Raw genomic sequence first — 21,535 nt, forward strand, 5'->3', positions numbered from 1 at the left:
TTAATCATTCTTCTTTTTTATAATGTAAATTGGTCTTTTACGCATTTCCTGAATAAGTTTTTCGAAATACAATGACAAAATAGATAGTGTTACAAATAAAATTGAAAAAGAAGCAGACATAAAAATAATGATCGTATTATATCCTGATGGAGCCGTTGTACCATACCAATATGTATAAAGTGTATAACCAATCATGCCTATAGTGAATAGAATAAAAAACACAGATAAGAAAATACTAATTCTCAAAGGTTTATTTGAAAAAGAAAAAATAGCGTTAAACGCTAGTTTTGTGAGACCTAAATACGAATAGCTACTCTCTCCATACTCTCTAGCAGGAGCTGTAAAAGTCAATGTTTTCTTTGAAAACCCTAGAGACTGAATAAATCCACGAATAAATCTATTTTGATCTCTAAAATTAGACTCTAATATTTCCTTTATTTGCTTTGATATTAAAAAAAAGTCAGTTGAATTTTCTTCAAATTTTACAGCTGATAAAAAGTTAATAACCTTATAAAAGAATCTAGAAAATCTCTTCTTAAGAAAACTATTATCATTGCGACTTATACGTTGCATCAAAATAATATCATTTCCTTCATTATACGATTGTATCATTTTTGGAATCTCCTCTGGTGGGTGTTGCCCGTCTGAATCAATACATATTATAGCCTCTCCGTTAGTATTATCAATTCCAGCAATCATTGCTGATTCGTGTCCAAAATTCTTTGAAAATTCAATAGAAACATTGCTAATATTTTCAAAAGATTCTTTCTTTCTAATTTGGTCAATAGCCATTTGTGTTTGATCTGTACTCCCATCATTCACCCAAATAACTTCAAAATCTATATCATTTTCTCTACGTAATACTTCTTTTAATGAATCCCAAAAATGATCCACCCCCTCTTCTTCATTATATAATGACACTACTATGGATACAAGTTGCTTTTTCATTTCTAAGGTATCGTGCTAAAAAGAAGTATTAAATATTTTTATTTTTCAAAAAAGGATGGTAGTCTCCTTTCAAAGGGGTAATTTCTGCATTTCTAATATCGTGTACAATTTCAATAGAGGGTTTAGCGTCTATTAATCCATAACCTTTACCATTTAAAATCCCCTCATAACTTCTTGTATGTAATTCTGTAAAACCAGTACTAAATTCTATTTCTTCATTATCAATAGTAATTGATCTATATGTTCTTTTACCCTGTTTTTTTATTTCATCTGGGATATTATCATAATCAATAGACAAAAACCATCGAACTCTAGCTTTTTCAAATTCGAGATACCCAGAAGCACTATCATTTGTAAGAAGATGGACTTTATTTTCTTTTACTTCACCAAAAACCCAAGATAACATATCATAAAAATGAACACCGATATTTGTAGCGATACCACCGGATTTTGAAACGTCTCCTTTCCATGAATTGTGATACCAATTACCCCTAGATGTCAAATAAGTAAGATCAAAATCATATATTTTATCTTTTGGCCCTTTCTCTACTTTTTCTTTCAAAGCGATAATACTTGGATGCAGCCTTAGTTGTAAAATAGTATTTACTTTTCCGGCTGATTCTTGCTCGATTTCAATCAAATTATCAATATTCCATGGATTAAGAACCAAAGGTTTTTCGCAAATAGCACTAGCACCTCTGCGCAAAGCCATACGTATGTGAGAATCGTGCAAATAATTTGGCGTACATATACTTACATAATCCAGCGCTACATTCTTACGCCTTTTAAGTTTTTCAATATGTCTATCAAATCTTTCGAATTCAACAAAAAAATGTGCATCAGGAAAATAACTATCTATTATTCCAACACTATCAAACTTATCTAATGCAGCAATCAGGTTATTATTGGTATCCTTTATTGCTTTAAGATGCCTTGGAGCGATATAACCTCCAACTCCAATTATTGCAAAGTTTTGATTATTCATGAATTATATTTTAAAAACTTTACCATCACTAAATTTATATTTTTCGTTACTCTCCGAACATACGGCGATATCATCAGAATCAAACTTCAACTTATGCCCATATTCACTCATCCAGCCAATTTGTTTAGCGGGATTACCCACTACTAAAGCATAGGGTTTCACATCCTTGGTTACTACGGCCCCTGCTCCTATAAAAGCATACTGACCAATATCATGACCACAAACAATAGTTGCGTTTGCACCAATTGTTGCGCCTTTTCCAACATGTGTTTTAGTATATTCTCCTCTCCTATTAATTGCGCTTCGAGGATTTATTACATTAGTAAAAACACAAGAGGGCCCTAAAAAAACATTATCACCACAAGTAACGCCGGTATAAATCGAAACATTATTCTGAACCTTTACATTATTTCCTAAAACTACTTCAGGAGAGATTACTACATTTTGACCTATATTGCAATTCTTACCAATGACACTATTAGGCATTATGTGAGAAAAGTGCCATATTTTTGTATCATCTCCAATGGTGCAATCTTTATCAATAACTGCAGTCTGATGAACGAAGAAATTTAAACTCATTAAACAATTTTACAATTTATACTACCTCTTTACTAATTTTCGTCAAATTAAAATACTTAATTTAAATAAAAAGGGATACTCAAATATAGTATAATTCATATTTGTTTATGAAGACAAAGTAATAATTTGACAAAACAATTATGTTTTTCAGACATTATAAAAACTATAAACTTGGGTTTATACTTATAGAAATACTCAAAAAACTCTCTCTTCGGATTATGAAAACAACATAAAACTACTATATTTAATGCCGATTCGACCTAATAAATTTAGTGAAGCGCAAAATAACATTGTCATACAAAGAATAAAAAAGTTTCCCAAAGCTGTCTAAAATTCAAAAAAGAATATGTTTAAAAACTTTACCTCTAAAAAATTTGAGTACCGGGCTTTAATAACAATACTTATTGTTACTCTTTTTGTGTATTTTAATCATTTTGACAACCCTTTCTTTTTTGATGATACTCACACAATTTCAGAAAATGAATCCATAAGAAGCTTGAGTAATTGGACAGAATTTTTTACTAATGCCGACACATTTAGTTCACTTCCTGCAAATAGAGCATATCGCCCTATGATAACTCTTAAAAATGCAATTGATTACTCAATTGCAGGGGGGCTAAACCCGAGATATTACCATTATCATATCTTTTTTTGGTTTTTGGTTTTAATTACTTTATTATTTTTATTATCCAAGCACATCTATAAAGAATCTGATTCTAAAAATAAATTTATAGGAGTTACTGCCCTTTTTGCAACAGCCTGGTTTGCTGTCCATACTGCTAATGCCGAAACCATTAATTACATCTGTGCTCGATCTGATTCTTTTTCAACCTTGTGTATTGTCGCCTCACTTCTTTTATATATTTACCCCACGACTAGAAAATGGCATTTATACATACTTACAATGATCATTGGGATATGGACAAAACAAACAGGGGTTATGTTTTTTCCAATTCTTTTTGTGTATATACTTTTATTCGAAGAATATGAACTCATTTCTGAGTTTAAAAAGGACACGAAACAAAAAGTAATTAAAATACTAAAAAAAATAGCGCCAGCAGGAATTATTGCCGCGTCGCTCTTTTTATTCAATCAATATTATTTAACACCTAAGTCCACAGATTCCACAAATTATCTAGTCTCCAGGTTTGAATACATAAGTACACAATGTTATGTAATTATGCATTATCTTGGTAATTTCATACTTCCAATTGATTTGAGTGCAGATCCTGATATTGCAATTATCAAGCCTTGGTATAGTATTAAAATTATTTTAGGGTTCCTTGTTATTGCGGCACTTATTTTTATAATGATAAAAGCCGCTATGCATAAAAAATCAAAGCCAATAGCATTTGGTATCGCTTGGTTTTTTATTGCATTGCTTCCCACAACTTTAAATCCTTTATTTCAGATCGCAAATGATCATCGAATGTTTTTCCCTTTTGTAGGCCTTTTTATAGCTGTTCCTTGGGGTATTAAAATGGCATTAGAAAAATATGATTTCCTTGAAAGAAGCAAAAACTATTCTAGATATATTGTATCCATATCTTTATTAATTATTGCTGCACATGCATACGGAACTATTCAAAGAAACAAAATATGGGATTCCTCAGATTCTTTATGGTTAGATGTTGTTGTAAAAAGCCCAAAAAATGGAAGAGGTTTAATGAATTATGGGCTCACGCATATGGCCAATGGAAATTATGAAGTTGCCTTAGAATATTTTAATAGAGCACTAGAATATACCCCCAATTATTATACCCTGTATATTAATCTGGGGATTTTAAATGGCGGTATGAATAATCATGCTAAAGCTATTCAACATTTCGAATCTGCAATAGCACTAAACTCATCTTCTCCGGCACCAGAGTTTTACTATGGCAGATATCTAGTCGGTCAAAAAAAATATAATGAAGCCCAAGTCTATTTAAAAAAAGCTATTGAAAAAAGCCCAAATCATACTAAGTCCAAAGAGCTTTTATCTTTAATCTCCAATGATATAAAACAACCTGAAGAAGAAATCAATAGTCTTCTTGAAGAAATTAAAAATAAACCTTCTCCAAGACTATATCTTGATCTTAGCATAAAATACTATGAAATCCAAAATTATGCTATGTCTATTGCCGCTAGCAAAGAACTATTAAAATTAGATCCTAATAATGCCGATGCCTACAATAATATGTGCGTAGCATACAATCAATTAAAACAATGGAAACTTGGCGCAGAAGCATGTGCAAAAGCAATTGAAATTAACCCAAATTTTCAATTAGCAAAGAACAACCTAAAATGGGCCGAAAATAATATCCCCAATAAATAAGAATTAAAAACCTAATTAATAATGCTTAATAATAAAACAATTGCAGTAGTAGTTCCGTGCTACAATGAAGCTAAACAAATAAAAATGGTGTTAGACAGCATGCCAGACTTTGTTGACCGAATAATTGTTGTGGATGATGCATCCAAAGATGATACTACTGGAGCTGTTATAAAGCATTTAGAAGAAAATAAATCTGCTCTAAAACTAATATCTAATATTTCTCAAGAAATTACTCCTAACATATATAATAGAGCAGATATTGAAGTAAGACAAAAGAGCATTGATGAAGTTCAAAAGTTTACTCCTATTGAAGTTTTAAACGAAGATCCAGAAAACGAAAGAATCATTGTTATCAAGCATCTTACCAACGGAGGTGTTGGCGCAGCAATCGCAACAGGATATAAATGGTGCAAAGATCATGACATTGATTGTACGGCAGTGATGGCAGGTGATGGGCAAATGGATCCTGCCGAACTTGAATCCATATGCAAACCCGTAGTAGAAGAAGAAATTGACTATGTAAAAGGTAATAGGTTAATCCATAAAAGTGCATGGGTTATTATACCTAGAGTTCGTTTTTTAGGGAATTCTATTCTAAGTATTCTTACCAAAATTGCTTCAGGATACTGGGGAGTTTCTGATACACAAAGTGGATATACCGCAATATCGAACAATGCTCTAAATTCTATCCCACTATACGATATTTATAAAAGATATGGTATGCCAAATGATCTTTTAGTTAAACTAAACATCGCTTTTTGTACCATTCGTGAAGTAAAAATAAAACCAATATACGGAGTAGGAGAAAAATCTAAATTAAACATTCTTAAAGTTTCTATACCGATTTTACTTTTACTTATCCGTTGTTTTTTTAAACGTTTACAAACAAAATATCTATACCGTAGTTTTCACCCTTTATATCTTCTATACTGGATCTCATTTATAATAGGAACTGTAAATATCTATTTTCTATACCAATTAATTATAAATTTTCTGGATCCGTACTCAAAAACTCCAACAGATTATTTGATCATATTTATCTTTCTAACCATATCTGGATTTCAGTCATTATTATTTGCCATGTGGATGGATATCCAGGATAATGAAAGACTATCTAAGTAACTACCTCAGGAGAAGTCCGCGAGGCATCGGTTGGAAAATAATTTTGATTTCGAGGCAAGCCTCCGAGCATTCAAATCTCGATTATCGAGTAAAATTTATTCAAGCCTTTTAAGCTTACTTAATTCTACTGGCGAAAAATAAAACCAAATCGCACCGGGTAACAAAGAAAGAAGTTGTAATAAAAAGATAATCAAGGATAATGCTATAGCATCCTGAGAAGAAAGATCATATAATTGAAAAATAATTACCAAAGATGTTTCGCGAACGCCTATACCTAATATTGTAATGGGAAGTAATGTTAATATCCCTAAAATAAAAGCTCCTAAAAATAACCCCAAATGATTTATTGAAATATTCATTACCCAGGCCATATAATTAAATACACCATAAATCAAAATCATACTTAGGCAAGTAATAGCAATAGCCTTTAAACCATCATAACCTTTAAGATTATGAGAATTAAAAGCATTCCACCAAGGCTGTATGACTTTTATTAACTTATTGCGTAATAAATAAAAAATAACAACCACCAATAATAAAACTCCAATCCACAATAATAATGACCAAGGGTTTTTAGGAAATTTTAAAATACCAAAATGAAATTGATAGTAAACAATTGCGATTAGACTAAAAAAAGCCAGACAAATCAAATCAAAAATTCGATCCATGATCAAACTAGACCAACCTATCTTTTGGCTAGGCAATTGATCTTTAATATAAAATAATCTTGCAAAATCTCCTATTTTTCCAGGAGTAATATTGGCAAGAAAGATACCAATAAAAAAAACTCTAAATGCCTGAAAACTTTTCAATGGTATACCGTAAGAATTAGAAACGACCTTCCATCTTAAGCTTTTTAAATAGAAAGCTACCCAAAAAATAAGTATCCCAACAAATACATGAAATATAGAAACTTTCTTAATTGAATCTATAGTCTCTCTCCAACCAACTTTATAAATTAAAAAGCAAAACAGGAGTATTCCTAAAAACTTAACCCAAAAACCAAATCGTTTCAAAACTTTATATACATTACTTAGTATCTCTATGATTATCTCCCAAAATAAATTTTAATTACATTGATTTAAACTTAAAAGAAATCACGCCTTTTCTTTCTCCATATTTCCAATAAATACTAAATCTCCATGTACTTTCTCGCAAGTATAAAATTTCATTTTCATCTCCTGTTCCAACATCCATTTATATGGAAAAAACCTAACATGTTCATCCAAAGTGTAATAATAAGCCCTTTGACAAGGAACTACAACACATAAAGTATGTTTAGTAATACGCTTTAATTCTTTTACTGCTTTTTCAAAGTCTATAACATGTTCTAATGTATGTGTAGAAACCACGACATCAAAAGCATTATCATCAAATGGTAAGTTTTCAATATTTGCCTTAAAATAATCGCTATGATCAAAAGTCTTTCCTCCTATAATATCGCAACCTGTGGTTTTAAATCCTTTTTTATTTGCATATTCAAGTAAATAACCACTACCGCATCCCACATCAATAAAAGTATTATCGTTGGATTCAATTTTATCGAACATATACTTTAGACATTGTTTTGACATATCTGTTAATCGACTATTCGAAAACCTCGTATCCCTGTTAGAATAGAAATCAGCAAACTCTTTATCAGTCCATTTATAAATGGTTGACTTAAGATTCATAACCTTTTTAATATCCCTACCCTTGTAAGCATAATAATAAAAAGGATACATAAAAAATTTTGAATCCCTGATTGCAGGGGGCAACCACTCATCCATAAAATATCTAATAATGTTGGTAAAACTTCTACTATTCATATTTAATTATAATAAAGAATATACATATGCGCAAAGTAATATTTTACTCTCGCAGAAACAAAAAAGAATACATGTATTGAAAACCTTAAAAGAAAAAAGGATCCTATTTAACTCAAATAGAATCCTTTTTAGAGCGGGAGACCGGGTTCGAACCGGCGACATTCAGCTTGGAAGGCTGACGCTCTACCAACTGAGCTACTCCCGCTTTTACGATGGCAAATGTATTAGATTTATATTAAATAAAAAATAAAATGTTTTTTTTTCTTGATGAAGAATAAAACTTTAACAAAACGCGGAATTGACTTATTAAAAATCGGTGTTTTATCGACAATAATTGTATTTTACCGAAAATATTGTATATTTGCTTAGTTAATTGGATTTTAAAGTTTTAACAGTTTATATTTATCTTCGTAATTATGAAGATTTTTTTTAAAGCATAAAATCAATTACGGTTAAACCATAATATAAAAATTTTTTAACCGCACCCAAAACTCAAACTATGAAGATAAAATTACCCCTAATAATTTTACTTTTATCTTTAGCTAATTCCTATGCGCAGGTCAAGATTGGTGATAACCCCAATCAAATTGACCCTTCTTCTATATTAGAATTAGAGAGTACCGACAAGGCCCTTGTACTAACTCGAGTAACCACTGCACAAATGAATGCTATTACTCCTCTTAACGGAGCATTAGTTTACAATACAGATGATGATTGTGTTTATCAATATAATAATAACTCTTGGAGTAGTCTTTGTACTGGAGGGCCAACAGGGCCAACTGGAGCTGTAGGGCCAACTGGACCAAGAGGATCAACTGGACTTACGGGTCGTACTGGATTAACCGGACGCACAGGATTAACCGGTAGAACTGGATTAACCGGTAGAACTGGATTAACAGGACGTACCGGACTTACAGGTAGAACAGGATTAACTGGGCGTACTGGATTAACCGGTAGAACTGGACTTACTGGTCGTACTGGATTAACCGGACGTACCGGACTTACAGGTAGAACCGGATTAACTGGGCGTACTGGATTAACAGGTAGAACTGGACTTACGGGTCGTACTGGATTAACTGGACGTACAGGACTTACGGGTCGTACTGGATTAACCGGACGCACAGGACTTACTGGTAGAACTGGATTAACCGGACGCACAGGACTTACTGGTAGAACAGGACTTACGGGTCGTACTGGATTAACCGGTCGTACAGGACTTACTGGTAGAACTGGACTTACTGGTCGTACTGGATTAACCGGACGTACCGGACTTACAGGTAGAACTGGATTAACAGGTCGCACAGGATTAACCGGACGTACTGGATTAACAGGACGTACCGGACTTACAGGTAGAACAGGATTAACAGGACGCACAGGACTTACTGGTAGAACAGGATTAACAGGACGTACTGGATTGACTGGGCGTACCGGACTTACAGGTAGAACTGGATTAACAGGTCGTACCGGACTTACGGGTCGCACAGGATTAACCGGTAGAACTGGATTAACAGGTCGCACTGGACTTACGGGTCGTACTGGATTAACCGGACGTACAGGACTTACAGGTAGAACAGGACTTACTGGTCGCACAGGATTAACAGGACGTACCGGACTTACGGGTCGTACTGGATTAACGGGACGTACCGGACTTACGGGTCGCACAGGATTAACCGGTAGAACTGGATTAACAGGTCGCACAGGATTAACAGGACGCACTGGACTTACGGGTCGTACTGGATTAACCGGTAGAACAGGACTTACTGGTCGCACAGGATTAACTGGACGTACCGGACTTACAGGTAGAACTGGATTAACAGGTAGAACTGGATTAACAGGTCGCACAGGATTAACAGGTCGTACCGGACTTACGGGTCGTACTGGATTAACGGGACGTACCGGACTTACGGGTCGCACAGGATTAACCGGTAGAACTGGATTAACAGGTCGCACAGGATTAACTGGACGTACCGGACTTACGGGTAGAACAGGATTAACAGGACGCACTGGACTTACGGGTCGTACTGGATTAACCGGACGCACAGGATTAACTGGACGTACCGGACTTACAGGTAGAACAGGATTAACAGGTCGCACAGGATTAACAGGACGCACTGGACTTACGGGTCGTACTGGATTAACCGGACGCACAGGATTAACTGGACGTACCGGACTTACAGGTAGAACAGGATTAACAGGTCGTACTGGATTAACCGGTCGTACAGGATTAACAGGTAGAACTGGACTTACGGGTCGTACCGGACTTACTGGTAGAACAGGACTTACTGGTCGCACAGGATTAACAGGACGTACCGGACTTACGGGTCGTACTGGATTAACGGGACGTACCGGACTTACGGGTCGCACAGGATTAACCGGTAGAACTGGATTAACAGGTCGCACAGGATTAACTGGACGTACCGGACTTACGGGTAGAACAGGATTAACAGGTCGCACAGGATTAACAGGACGCACTGGACTTACGGGTCGTACTGGATTAACCGGTAGAACAGGACTTACTGGTCGCACAGGATTAACTGGACGTACCGGACTTACAGGTAGAACTGGATTAACAGGTAGAACTGGATTAACAGGTAGAACTGGATTAACAGGTCGCACAGGATTAACAGGTCGTACCGGACTTACTGGTAGAACTGGATTGACTGGGCGTACTGGATTAACCGGTAGAACTGGACTTACTGGTCGTACCGGACTTACTGGTCGTACTGGATTAACAGGTAGAACTGGATTAACAGGTCGTACCGGACTTACTGGTAGAACTGGATTGACTGGGCGTACTGGATTAACTGGACGTACCGGACTTACAGGTAGAACTGGATTAACAGGACGCACAGGATTAACCGGACGTACCGGACTTACTGGTAGAACTGGATTGACTGGGCGTACCGGACTTACAGGTAGAACAGGACTTACGGGTCGTACTGGATTAACCGGTAGAACAGGACTTACTGGTCGCACAGGATTAACTGGACGTACCGGACTTACAGGTAGAACAGGATTAACGGGACGTACCGGACTTACAGGTAGAACAGGATTAACAGGTAGAACTGGATTAACAGGTCGTACTGGATTAACCGGACGTACCGGACTTACAGGTAGAACAGGACTTACTGGTCGCACAGGATTAACCGGTAGAACTGGATTAACAGGACGCACAGGATTAACAGGTCGCACGGGACTTACGGGTCGTACTGGATTGACTGGGCGTACTGGATTAACCGGTCGCACAGGATTAACCGGTAGAACTGGATTAACAGGACGTACCGGACTTACAGGTAGAACAGGACTTACTGGTCGCACAGGATTAACCGGTAGAACTGGATTAACAGGACGCACAGGATTAACAGGTCGCACTGGACTTACGGGTCGTACTGGATTGACTGGGCGTACTGGATTAACCGGTCGCACAGGATTAACCGGTAGAACTGGATTAACAGGACGTACCGGACTTACAGGTAGAACAGGATTAACTGGGCGTACTGGATTAACCGGTAGAACTGGACTTACTGGTCGTACTGGATTAACCGGACGCACAGGACTTACTGGTAGAACTGGATTAACCGGACGCACAGGACTTACTGGTAGAACAGGACTTACGGGTCGTACTGGATTAACCGGTCGTACAGGACTTACAGGTAGAACAGGACTTACTGGTCGCACAGGATTAACGGGACGTACCGGACTTACAGGTCGTACAGGACTTACGGGTAGAACAGGATTAACAGGCCGTACAGGATTAACAGGACGTACCGGACTTACAGGTAGAACTGGATTAACCGGACGCACAGGACTTACTGGTAGAACAGGATTAACTGGACGTACCGGACTTACAGGTAGAACAGGATTAACAGGTCGTACCGGACTTACTGGCAGAACTGGACTTACGGGTCGTACTGGATTAACCGGTCGTACAGGACTTACAGGTAGAACAGGACTTACTGGTCGCACAGGATTAACGGGACGTACCGGACTTACGGGTAGAACAGGACTTACTGGTCGCACAGGATTAACAGGACGCACTGGACTTACGGGTCGTACTGGATTAACCGGTCGTACAGGACTTACAGGTAGAACAGGACTTACTGGTCGCACAGGATTAACTGGACGTACCGGACTTACAGGTAGAACTGGATTAACAGGTCGTACTGGATTAACCGGACGTACCGGACTTACAGGTCGTACAGGACTTACGGGTAGAACAGGATTAACTGGGCGTACTGGATTAACTGGACGTACCGGACTTACTGGTAGAACTGGACTTACTGGTCGTACTGGATTAACCGGACGTACCGGACTTACGGGTCGCACAGGATTAACCGGTAGAACTGGATTAACAGGTCGTACTGGATTAACCGGTCGTACAGGACTTACAGGTAGAACTGGATTAACCGGTCGCACAGGATTAACGGGTAGAACTGGATTAACAGGACGCACTGGACTTACGGGTCGCACAGGATTAACGGGTAGAACTGGATTAACAGGACGCACTGGACTTACGGGTCGCACAGGATTAACTGGACGTACCGGACTTACTGGTCGCACAGGATTAACCGGTAGAACTGGATTAACAGGTCGCACAGGATTAACCGGACGTACCGGACTTACGGGTCGTACTGGATTAACAGGCCGTACTGGATTGACTGGGCGTACAGGACTTACAGGTAGAACAGGACTTACGGGTCGTACTGGATTAACCGGTCGTACAGGACTTACAGGTAGAACTGGATTAACCGGTCGTACCGGACTTACAGGTAGAACAGGATTAACGGGTAGAACTGGATTAACAGGTAGAACTGGACTTACGGGTCGCACAGGATTAACTGGACGTACCGGACTTACTGGTAGAACTGGACTTACGGGTCGCACAGGATTAACCGGTAGAACAGGATTAACCGGTAGAACAGGATTAACTGGGCGTACTGGATTAACAGGTAGAACTGGACTTACGGGTCGCACAGGATTAACCGGTAGAACTGGATTAACAGGTCGCACAGGATTAACCGGACGTACCGGACTTACGGGTCGTACTGGATTAACAGGCCGTACTGGATTGACTGGGCGTACAGGACTTACAGGTAGAACAGGATTAACGGGTAGAACTGGACTTACGGGTCGCACAGGATTAACTGGACGTACCGGACTTACTGGTAGAACTGGACTTACGGGTCGCACAGGATTAACGGGTAGAACTGGATTAACAGGACGCACTGGACTTACGGGTCGCACAGGATTAACTGGACGTACCGGACTTACGGGTAGAACAGGATTAACAGGTCGCACAGGATTAACTGGACGTACCGGACTTACGGGTAGAACAGGATTAACAGGACGCACTGGACTTACTGGTCGTACCGGACTTACTGGTCGTACTGGATTAACAGGTAGAACTGGATTAACCGGTCGTACCGGACTTACTGGTCGTACTGGATTAACCGGTAGAACTGGACTTACGGGTCGTACCGGACTTACAGGTAGAACTGGACTTACTGGTCGTACTGGATTAACAGGTAGAACTGGATTAACAGGTCGTACCGGACTTACTGGTAGAACTGGATTGACTGGGCGTACCGGACTTACTGGTCGTACTGGATTAACAGGTAGAACTGGATTAACCGGACGTACAGGACTTACAGGTAGAACAGGATTAACAGGTCGTACCGGACTTACTGGTAGAACTGGATTGACTGGGCGTACCGGACTTACTGGTCGTACTGGATTAACAGGTAGAACTGGATTAACCGGACGTACAGGACTTACAGGTAGAACAGGATTAACGGGTAGAACTGGATTAACAGGACGCACTGGACTTACTGGTCGTACCGGACTTACGGGTCGTACTGGATTAACAGGTAGAACTGGATTAACAGGTCGTACCGGACTTACTGGTAGAACTGGATTGACTGGGCGTACCGGACTTACAGGTAGAACTGGATTAACGGGACGTACCGGACTTACAGGTAGAACTGGATTAACAGGTCGTACTGGATTAACCGGACGTACAGGACTTACAGGTAGAACTGGATTAACGGGTAGAACTGGATTAACAGGACGCACAGGATTAACCGGACGTACCGGACTTACAGGTAGAACAGGATTAACGGGTAGAACAGGATTAACAGGACGCACTGGACTTACTGGTCGTACCGGACTTACGGGTCGTACTGGATTAACAGGTAGAACTGGATTAACAGGTCGTACCGGACTTACTGGTAGAACTGGATTAACGGGACGTACCGGACTTACAGGTAGAACTGGATTAACAGGTCGTACTGGATTAACCGGACGTACAGGACTTACAGGTAGAACTGGATTAACAGGACGCACAGGATTAACCGGACGTACCGGACTTACAGGTAGAACTGGATTAACAGGACGCACTGGACTTACGGGTCGTACTGGACTTACGGGTCGTACTGGATTAACAGGCCGTACTGGATTGACTGGGCGTACAGGACTTACAGGTAGAACTGGATTAACCGGTCGTACCGGACTTACAGGTAGAACAGGATTAACGGGTAGAACTGGATTAACAGGTAGAACTGGACTTACAGGTCGCACAGGATTAACTGGACGTACCGGACTTACGGGTAGAACAGGATTAACAGGTCGCACAGGATTAACAGGACGCACTGGATTAACAGGACGCACTGGACTTACGGGTCGCACAGGATTAACTGGACGTACCGGACTTACAGGTAGAACTGGATTAACAGGTCGTACTGGATTAACAGGTCGCACAGGATTAACCGGACGTACCGGACTTACGGGTCGTACTGGATTAACAGGTCGTACTGGATTAACAGGCCGTACTGGATTGACTGGGCGTACAGGACTTACAGGTAGAACAGGACTTACGGGTCGTACTGGATTAACCGGTCGTACAGGACTTACAGGTAGAACTGGATTAACCGGTCGTACCGGACTTACAGGTAGAACAGGATTAACGGGTAGAACTGGACTTACGGGTCGCACAGGATTAACGGGTCGTACAGGATTAACTGGACGTACTGGACTTACAGGTAGAACAGGATTGACTGGACTTACTGGTCCTACAGGACCAACTGGAGCTACAGGAATCACAGGTGCTACTGGTCGTACCGGACTTACAGGTCGTACTGGACCTACCGGACCAACGGGACCTACCTATATAGAAAGCGTAACCAATACAATAGCCGGTAATAGAATTGCAACAGTAAACCTATTTGATGGAAGTACGGTAGATATTGATGAAACAGTAACTACTTTAACTCAAAATGATGCTAGTGTTACAGGAGAAATCACGTACACTAACGAAGCTGGAACTGCTACGACTGCTCAAGTAGTAAGTGCTAATACTGGTAATGATGTTTCAGTAGGAACGGATGGTGGTGCATTCTTTACCAACCCGGTAAAAGCCATGGGTAAAGTGGCTGGTGATGGAACTGCTATAAAAATATTGAATGCTACGGTAGCAAGAGTAACAGCAGATCCTGAAGGAGATTATCAAATAACCTTCACAACGGCTATGCCAGATTCTGATTACATCATCCAGCTTTCAATATTAGATTGTGGAGGTGATTGTCCTGGAAATACTGGGCAAGACTATGATGATCCAGGTATTACTTATTATGACCAAACCCCTACAGGATTTAAGGTTAATATTGGTGATAGCGATAATGGAACGAATCAAAAAGATGATATAGATTTAGAGTTTATGTTTACCGTTCTGGACTTTTAAAAAAGTTCATTAGTTAAACTTAATATCTAGAATACCATTAAGAAAACAAGATAGTTCGAAAGCAAATAATATTGAAAATGAAAAAATTACCCCTTTACATATTATTTATAGCATTGATGAATCAAGCCTATTCACAAATAGGCCCAAATGATGCAAATGCATTAATGGGGTTACCAACGGCCACCGATTTAACGGAAATAAATGCTATTCTTAATCCACAAATTGGATCTGTAGTATTTAATTTGGATGATGAAGAGATTTATAGATATACAGGCCCTACTAATGGTTGGCAATTATCCACAGATGACCAAAATGCTTCAGAAGTACCTTTGTTAAACAATGTAGATGTAGATGGATCCCCAACAGATCCTACTCCCAATGAAACAAATGTAGAAGAAGTGATTCAAGCGATCGCCCCAATTACTTCTGCAGCAGCACGGGTATTCTATCCTCCTTCTATTGCTATTGACGCCACATCTACTGGGGTTAAGACTCCTATTGATTTATATCAACTTTATGTTGATCAGTTTGCTTCGCCTATTGCGGCTAGTGATCCTATTAATGCTCCAACAATACCGGTTTATAATAGAAATGAATTGTATTATTATGTGACCTTTGCCGATGAAAATGTTTTTGGAAATCCTACGACTATTTCTATAGATGGTAATGGAAATATGAGCTATAGCATTGTAAATCTTCCTACTGATTTTAACACCATTATTAATGTAGTTTTTGTAGTTAGATAACATTAACATATGAAATCTAATCACTACATATCATGTTTTTTATTTTCTCTGCTACTTGTATTGTCATATGGTAGTGCCTATAGTCAGGATACATATGCTGATAATTTTGGTACAGTAGCCTATAATAATAATGATGGAACACAAACCTGGTCTACAAACTGGTCGGAAACCAATGACGACAATAGTGCAAATTCTGGCAATATACTTATAACTGGAGGGCGTTTAAGATTCGAAGATTTAAGTATAAATTCGGAACAAATTATAAGAAGTTTGGATTTATCAGGTGCTAATAGCGCTCAATTATTTTTTGATTTTCAAACTACGGGTCTAGATGGGTCTGGGGGAGCCAGCACAAGAGAACAACTTGATGTACAAGTGTCTGCCGATGGAGTAAATTTTACGACCGTTGGATCATTTGGAGGAACACAAACCGATTCTTTCAATGTAGACATCACTCCATTTTTATCTGCAAATACTACTATACGGTTTATCAATTTAAGTACATGGGCTTTTGGAGATTGGGAAGCAAATGAATTTGTATTTATTGATAACTTGACTATTGAAACGAATGCATATGTAATTTCGAATGGTGGAACTGTTACCGCTTGCGAAGGTACTTTTTATGATTCAGGAGGACCCTCTGCGCAATATTCAAATAATGAAAACTTCACATATACTATTTGCCCAGATGCCTCAGGAAATGAAGTTATTGTAAATTTCACAACATTTGATGTTGAAGCTCCTGGTTTTACACTTTTTGATTTCCTAAGAATTTATGATGGCAGTGATACTTCTGGTACCCTAATCGGTACTTTTCATAATTCAAACTTGCCTCCGGCAAATATAACAGCTAGCACAGCTTCAGGGTGTTTAACTTTTGAATTTACTTCAGATTTTTCTGTTACAGAAAATGGTTGGGAAGCCACTATTTCTTGTACTAGTTCATCTCCTCAACTATCAATTAGCGATATTACAGTTAATGAGAATGCTGGAACAGCAGATCTAACTGTAAGTCATACCGGCTCAAATACTGCTGGAAGTTTTACCGTAGAATATTCAACAGCAAATAATAGCGCTACATCTCCAGGTGATTATACCGCAACTGGATCCCCTACTCCTACAATTACTTTTTCTGGAACAAGCCCTGAAAACCAAACGTTAACCGTACCTATTACTATTATAGATGATAATTTTGCAGAAGCGACAGAATCATTTTTTGTAAACTTAGCCAATGTAAGTGATCCTTCAGTTACAATTACTGATGGACAAGGAGAGATTACCATTGATGATGATGATAATGCATCTATAGCCATAAATGACATAACTGTAAACGAAGCTGACGGTACAGCTACGTTTACTGTAACTTTATCAGGCGCCAGTGTTTCTGGTGGTTTTTCGGTACCTTTTACTTTTGCAGACGGTACTGCTACAGACCCTGCCGATTATACTTCGGCAACGGCGACCAGCTCTCCTATTAATTTTACCGGGACCATTAATGAAACACAACAGATAACTGTTCCTATAGTTGATGATACTGATATTGAAGGAGATCATAACTTCTTTGTTAATCTAGGCACACCTAGCAATACCATTGTTGCTGTTGGTGACAATCAAGGTGAAGCCACTATACAAGATAATGATGCCGCACTTAGTATCAATGATGTGTCTGTAAATGAAAATGCAGGTACAATTACATTTACAGTAACACATATAGGACCAAATACTTCAGGGAATTTTACAGTAGACTTTGCTACTGCTGATAATACCGCTACTGCAGGTGTAGGTAATGATTATACTGCCGATAGTGGTACTTTAAGCTTTACAGGAATTAGTGGGGACACAGAACCGATTACAATCACAATTCTGGATGATATTGTAGTAGAAGGAGATGAAACATTCTTTATTAACTTCTCTAATGTAAGTGATGCATCTGTAGACATAACTGATCAAGGTATAGGAACTATTGTTGATATAGAAATAGAGAATCCAAGACCCTATGAAGAAAGGGTGACTTTTAATGTAAGAGGTAATTTTGACATGATCGGTAACACAAATCTTATTTGTACTGCCAACTGTGCAAGCCCTGTAGCTAACAATCCAACTGTAGTAATGGGTAATGCAAGTATTGATGGGTCAACAATAAATTCTAGTAGTGCGGATTTAACATTACCTGCAGGAGCTACTGTTACCTGGGCAGGTTTATACTGGGGAGGCTCTTACAGTTCTAATGTAGCAGGAATTACAGCCCCAGATCCTTCATTAAATTTACAACAAGTTCAGTTTAGAGAACCTGGTGCCGGGACCTATACAACAGTTAATGCAGGTGTTACCAATATCGAAACAGGAAATTTTGGAGCCACCTGGAATGCATTTATGTCTTATGCTGATGTTACAACTTTAGTACAAAGTGCAGGATCCGGAACCTACACTGTAGCCGATATTCCGTTATTAACAGGTACTGGTTTTACAGGGCCTTTTGGAGGATGGACGATGGTAATCATATACGAAGATCCTACGGATATAACCCGAAGTGTAAGTATTTGGGACGGTTTTGATTTCTTTGGATTTGGAGCCAATGATAATTTCACAGTTACTGGATTGCTTACTCCGTCAACGGGTGCTTTTGATACCGATGCCGGATATTTTGCCTTTGATGGTGATTCTGGAACCTTTACAGGAGATTTTGTTGCCATAAACGGAACAGCACTTTCTAATGGATTAAACCCAGCCAATAATACTTTAAATAGTACCATATCCAAATTTGGAGTTGATGTCGGTGGACGAAACCCAAATCAAAGTTTTAATTGGGGAGTTGATATTGATATTTTTGATGCTACTGGTTTAGTACCTAATAACGCAACAACGTTAGGTGTAGATCTGGGTAGTGCAAATGAAGGAATCTGGGGTGGAGTATTTGCCGTTTCTACCGAAGTAGCTTTCCCAGCAGTAGCTAGTAAAAACTTTTCTCCAACATCAATTGGATATGGCGAAGAATCTACCGTAACTATAGTTTTAAACAACCCGTCTGCGGGGGTAGATCTTACAAACTTATCCTTGACCGACAATTTACCAACAGGAATGAATATTTCTACAACGCCTAATGCTACCTCCTCTTGTGGAGGAACTGTTACTGCTGTAACTGGCTCAGATAATTTCACCATTTCTGGTGTAAATTTACCCGCAGGAAATAGTTGTACCTTTACATTTGATGTTATCGGTACTGTAGTTGGAGATCTTGATAATACGGTTTCATCTGGTGATATAACAAATGATCAAGGTATTCCATTGGCAGGTACAACTACAGGTACATTAAATGTGTTTATCAGAAGTGTAATTACCAATAGACAAATAACCTATAGAGTAAACCCAAACTAATATATGATCAAAGAATTTAACATACTGGCCCTGGTATTACTTCTTTCCTCTTTTGGTTTGAATGCACAAACGGTATTCTGTAATTTTGGCACTATACAAATACATGATCAAGGGCAAGTTGGTTTTCATATCGACGTTGTAAATAATGGAACTTTTGATCAAAACCTGGGTTTGGTTGGTTTTTATAACCCAAATGGAGGTTTAAATGTTTCGGGTAGTAATCGCCCTGTATTTTATGATTTGGATATTGATGTAAGAGACGAGCTTTTCCTGGATGTTGCTGTTGGTGTAACTAATTTTCAAGAGTTTATTAGTGGTCGTGTTGAAACCCCAAGAAATAGACCCGATGTATCTTTAGATTATATTAATGACACCCCATATTTAGGAGAGAATGATGATCGTTTTGTAGATGGATATGCCACAATAACGGGACTTTTGGATTTTACCTTCCCGATAGGAGATGATTTTAGATTAAGACCTATGCGTATCGAGAGCCAAGCTGCAGTGAATACTGCAAGGGGAGCATATTTCTTTGAAGATCCAAATTCTCCCAATTTTTTCTCAGAAAATTTTGACACCAATATCTTTTCAAATACTCTATTTGGTGTAAGTCAATTCGAATTCTGGGATCTCGATGGAAATGTAGAAACCCGAGTAACACTTACCTGGGATGACAACAGTAATATTCCATCATTAGTAGATGACTTAGAAAACCTTAGAGTTGTAGGTTGGGATCCATCGTTGCAGCAATGGGTCAATCTTGGTAATTTCAGTGTATCTGGAGACCTCAACAATGGTGAGATTACATCAGAACTATTTATCCCAGATAATTATGTAGTCCTAACCTTTGGAACTTCGGATAGGTTAATCGATGGTGATCTTGAAATTTTTACAGCTGTATCTCCAAATGGAGATGGATTTAACGATACTTTTATTATTCAAGGTATAGCGCAATTTCCTAATAACGAACTATCTATCTTTAATCGTTGGGGAGTAGAAGTATATAACAAAAAAGGGTATGACAACTCTTGGGGAGGGCTTTCTGAAGGAAGGTCCACCATAGCCAAAGGAGAAGAATTACCTGTAGGTACGTATTACTACGTTTTAAAAATCGAAGGACAAAAAGATCGTGCCGGATATCTTTATATCAATAGATAACCCTATTTAACCTTAACTTTACTATTTCTAGATACACTTAATCATATCTGGACACACCATACTCTATATATAGATACTTATATCAACATATCTATAATTACATAAAGCCCTATCTTTTAATATATTTAAATGTATATTTATATATACATATTTGTATATTAAGATATATTATATTATTAGTATAGATACCTTATCATGTATCTAAAGACACGTTATAACCAACTTAAAACAATTACAATAATGCCATTAGACAATATTATAAGCATAAGTTTTACATCTGAAGAACTTCAAGAGATTGATAACGCTTTTAACACCATCGAGACTATTATTAAAACCAAAACGGTAAACCTTACTCCTGCCGAAAGATCTAAGTACGGCAGTATTGCCAATCGTAATAAATTATTGGTAGACAAAGCCAAAAATTATATGGATCAATATCCAGAATGGATCCCTAGGCCGTTAGATAAAGAAGAATTTGATCGTGACTATGTAACCCGGGATCAAATAGAAAAAATGATTCAACAATTACATAACTATAGCCAACAATTGATCGATACCAAAACCTTGCTCGATCATGATAATTATAAAAATGCTATCAGTTTTTACAGATTAATGAAGTATTTATCTACAACCAATGAGCCTGGCGCCGAAACAGTTTATAATGATATGAAAACACTCTTTAAAAATCGTTTTACACGATCCAAAGACCGAAAAAAGTAGTATTTACTCCATAATAAAGAACTTTATTTTTTGAAAAACATC

Annotated in this window: 12 protein-coding genes and 1 tRNA gene; 7 read left to right on the plus strand and 6 right to left on the minus strand. The window is 38.2% G+C overall.

The genetic code is table 11. The features are described from left to right. The 3 genes from JJQ60_RS07490 to JJQ60_RS07500 are packed head-to-tail and all read right to left on the minus strand — an operon-like array spanning nt 1 to nt 2,512. On the minus strand, nt 1-948 hold the full coding sequence (locus tag JJQ60_RS07490; protein WP_201918294.1) for a glycosyltransferase: 948 nt from the start codon (nt 946-948) through the stop codon (nt 1-3). A 28-nt stretch (nt 949-976) separates the two neighbouring features. After that, entirely contained in the window at nt 977-1,933 is a 957-nt protein-coding gene (locus JJQ60_RS07495; protein ID WP_201918296.1) for a Gfo/Idh/MocA family oxidoreductase, read from the minus strand. A 3-nt stretch (nt 1,934-1,936) separates the two neighbouring features. Then, on the minus strand, nt 1,937-2,512 hold the full coding sequence (locus tag JJQ60_RS07500) for an acyltransferase (RefSeq protein ID WP_201918298.1): 576 nt from the start codon (nt 2,510-2,512) through the stop codon (nt 1,937-1,939). A gap of 346 nt (nt 2,513-2,858) precedes the next feature. Here JJQ60_RS07500 and JJQ60_RS07505 point away from each other — a divergent pair, with 346 nt between their 5' ends. Together JJQ60_RS07505 and JJQ60_RS07510 are read left to right on the plus strand one after the other, a co-directional pair. Further along, the gene (locus JJQ60_RS07505; RefSeq protein WP_201918301.1) at nt 2,859-4,829 is read left to right on the plus strand and encodes a tetratricopeptide repeat protein; all 1,971 of its coding nucleotides are present in this window, start codon (nt 2,859-2,861) and stop codon (nt 4,827-4,829) included. Between the two features lie 21 nt (nt 4,830-4,850). Next, complete coding sequence (locus JJQ60_RS07510; protein WP_201918303.1) at nt 4,851-5,951, plus strand: glycosyltransferase family 2 protein; 1,101 nt, start codon at nt 4,851-4,853, stop codon at nt 5,949-5,951. Nucleotides 5,952-6,046: 95 nt separating this feature from the next. Here the strand turns inward: JJQ60_RS07510 and JJQ60_RS07515 are convergent, their stop codons facing one another. The 3 genes from JJQ60_RS07515 to JJQ60_RS07525 all read right to left on the minus strand — a co-directional run bounded on the left by JJQ60_RS07515 (nt 6,047) and on the right by JJQ60_RS07525 (nt 7,964). Beyond that, on the minus strand, nt 6,047-6,967 hold the full coding sequence (locus tag JJQ60_RS07515) for a lysylphosphatidylglycerol synthase transmembrane domain-containing protein (RefSeq protein WP_201918305.1): 921 nt from the start codon (nt 6,965-6,967) through the stop codon (nt 6,047-6,049). 81 nt (nt 6,968-7,048) lie between these two features. Then, nucleotides 7,049-7,624, minus strand: coding sequence for a class I SAM-dependent methyltransferase (locus tag JJQ60_RS07520; protein WP_201918307.1), 576 nt, complete (start codon nt 7,622-7,624; stop codon nt 7,049-7,051). Between the two features lie 267 nt (nt 7,625-7,891). After that, nucleotides 7,892-7,964: transfer RNA gene (locus tag JJQ60_RS07525), tRNA-Gly, on the minus strand. Nucleotides 7,965-8,258: 294 nt separating this feature from the next. On the opposite strand from JJQ60_RS07525, the gene JJQ60_RS22430 reads away from it, so the two are divergent. The 5 genes from JJQ60_RS22430 to JJQ60_RS07555 all read left to right on the plus strand — a co-directional run bounded on the left by JJQ60_RS22430 (nt 8,259) and on the right by JJQ60_RS07555 (nt 21,493). Continuing rightward, the gene (locus JJQ60_RS22430) at nt 8,259-15,494 is read left to right on the plus strand and encodes a hypothetical protein (RefSeq protein ID WP_236669103.1); all 7,236 of its coding nucleotides are present in this window, start codon (nt 8,259-8,261) and stop codon (nt 15,492-15,494) included. 77 nt (nt 15,495-15,571) lie between these two features. Continuing rightward, nucleotides 15,572-16,240 (plus strand): hypothetical protein, encoded by a 669-nt coding sequence (locus tag JJQ60_RS07540; RefSeq protein ID WP_236669065.1) that lies wholly within the window; start codon nt 15,572-15,574, stop codon nt 16,238-16,240. A gap of 9 nt (nt 16,241-16,249) precedes the next feature. Beyond that, nucleotides 16,250-19,615 carry a Calx-beta domain-containing protein gene (locus JJQ60_RS07545; RefSeq protein WP_201918309.1) on the plus strand — a complete coding sequence of 1,122 codons (3,366 nt, stop codon included), beginning with the start codon at nt 16,250-16,252 and terminating at the stop codon, nt 19,613-19,615. 3 nt (nt 19,616-19,618) lie between these two features. Next, nucleotides 19,619-20,773 carry a gliding motility-associated C-terminal domain-containing protein gene (locus JJQ60_RS07550; RefSeq protein WP_201918311.1) on the plus strand — a complete coding sequence of 385 codons (1,155 nt, stop codon included), beginning with the start codon at nt 19,619-19,621 and terminating at the stop codon, nt 20,771-20,773. A 240-nt stretch (nt 20,774-21,013) separates the two neighbouring features. Further along, the gene (locus tag JJQ60_RS07555; RefSeq protein ID WP_201918313.1) at nt 21,014-21,493 is read left to right on the plus strand and encodes a hypothetical protein; all 480 of its coding nucleotides are present in this window, start codon (nt 21,014-21,016) and stop codon (nt 21,491-21,493) included. Nucleotides 21,494-21,535: the final 42 nt, after the last annotated feature.

The organism is Aquimarina mytili (assembly GCF_016735115.1).
In the GTDB taxonomy this organism is placed as follows: Bacteria; Bacteroidota; Bacteroidia; order Flavobacteriales; family Flavobacteriaceae; genus Aquimarina; species Aquimarina mytili.

What these genes read in the sequence shown, in the direction of transcription:
- JJQ60_RS07490 (WP_201918294.1), bottom strand. Translation starts at nt 948, where the DNA reads ATGAAAAAGCAACTTGTATCCATAGTAGTGTCATTATATAATGAAGAA.
- JJQ60_RS07495 (WP_201918296.1), bottom strand. Translation starts at nt 1,933, where the DNA reads ATGAATAATCAAAACTTTGCAATAATTGGAGTTGGAGGTTATATCGCT.
- JJQ60_RS07500 (WP_201918298.1), bottom strand. Translation starts at nt 2,512, where the DNA reads ATGAGTTTAAATTTCTTCGTTCATCAGACTGCAGTTATTGATAAAGAT.
- JJQ60_RS07505 (WP_201918301.1), top strand. Translation starts at nt 2,859, where the DNA reads ATGTTTAAAAACTTTACCTCTAAAAAATTTGAGTACCGGGCTTTAATA.
- JJQ60_RS07510 (WP_201918303.1), top strand. Translation starts at nt 4,851, where the DNA reads ATGCTTAATAATAAAACAATTGCAGTAGTAGTTCCGTGCTACAATGAA.
- JJQ60_RS07520 (WP_201918307.1), bottom strand. Translation starts at nt 7,624, where the DNA reads ATGAATCTTAAGTCAACCATTTATAAATGGACTGATAAAGAGTTTGCT.
- JJQ60_RS22430 (WP_236669103.1), top strand. Translation starts at nt 8,259, where the DNA reads ATGAAGATAAAATTACCCCTAATAATTTTACTTTTATCTTTAGCTAAT.
- JJQ60_RS07540 (WP_236669065.1), top strand. Translation starts at nt 15,572, where the DNA reads ATGAAAAAATTACCCCTTTACATATTATTTATAGCATTGATGAATCAA.
- JJQ60_RS07545 (WP_201918309.1), top strand. Translation starts at nt 16,250, where the DNA reads ATGAAATCTAATCACTACATATCATGTTTTTTATTTTCTCTGCTACTT.
- JJQ60_RS07550 (WP_201918311.1), top strand. Translation starts at nt 19,619, where the DNA reads ATGATCAAAGAATTTAACATACTGGCCCTGGTATTACTTCTTTCCTCT.
- JJQ60_RS07555 (WP_201918313.1), top strand. Translation starts at nt 21,014, where the DNA reads ATGCCATTAGACAATATTATAAGCATAAGTTTTACATCTGAAGAACTT.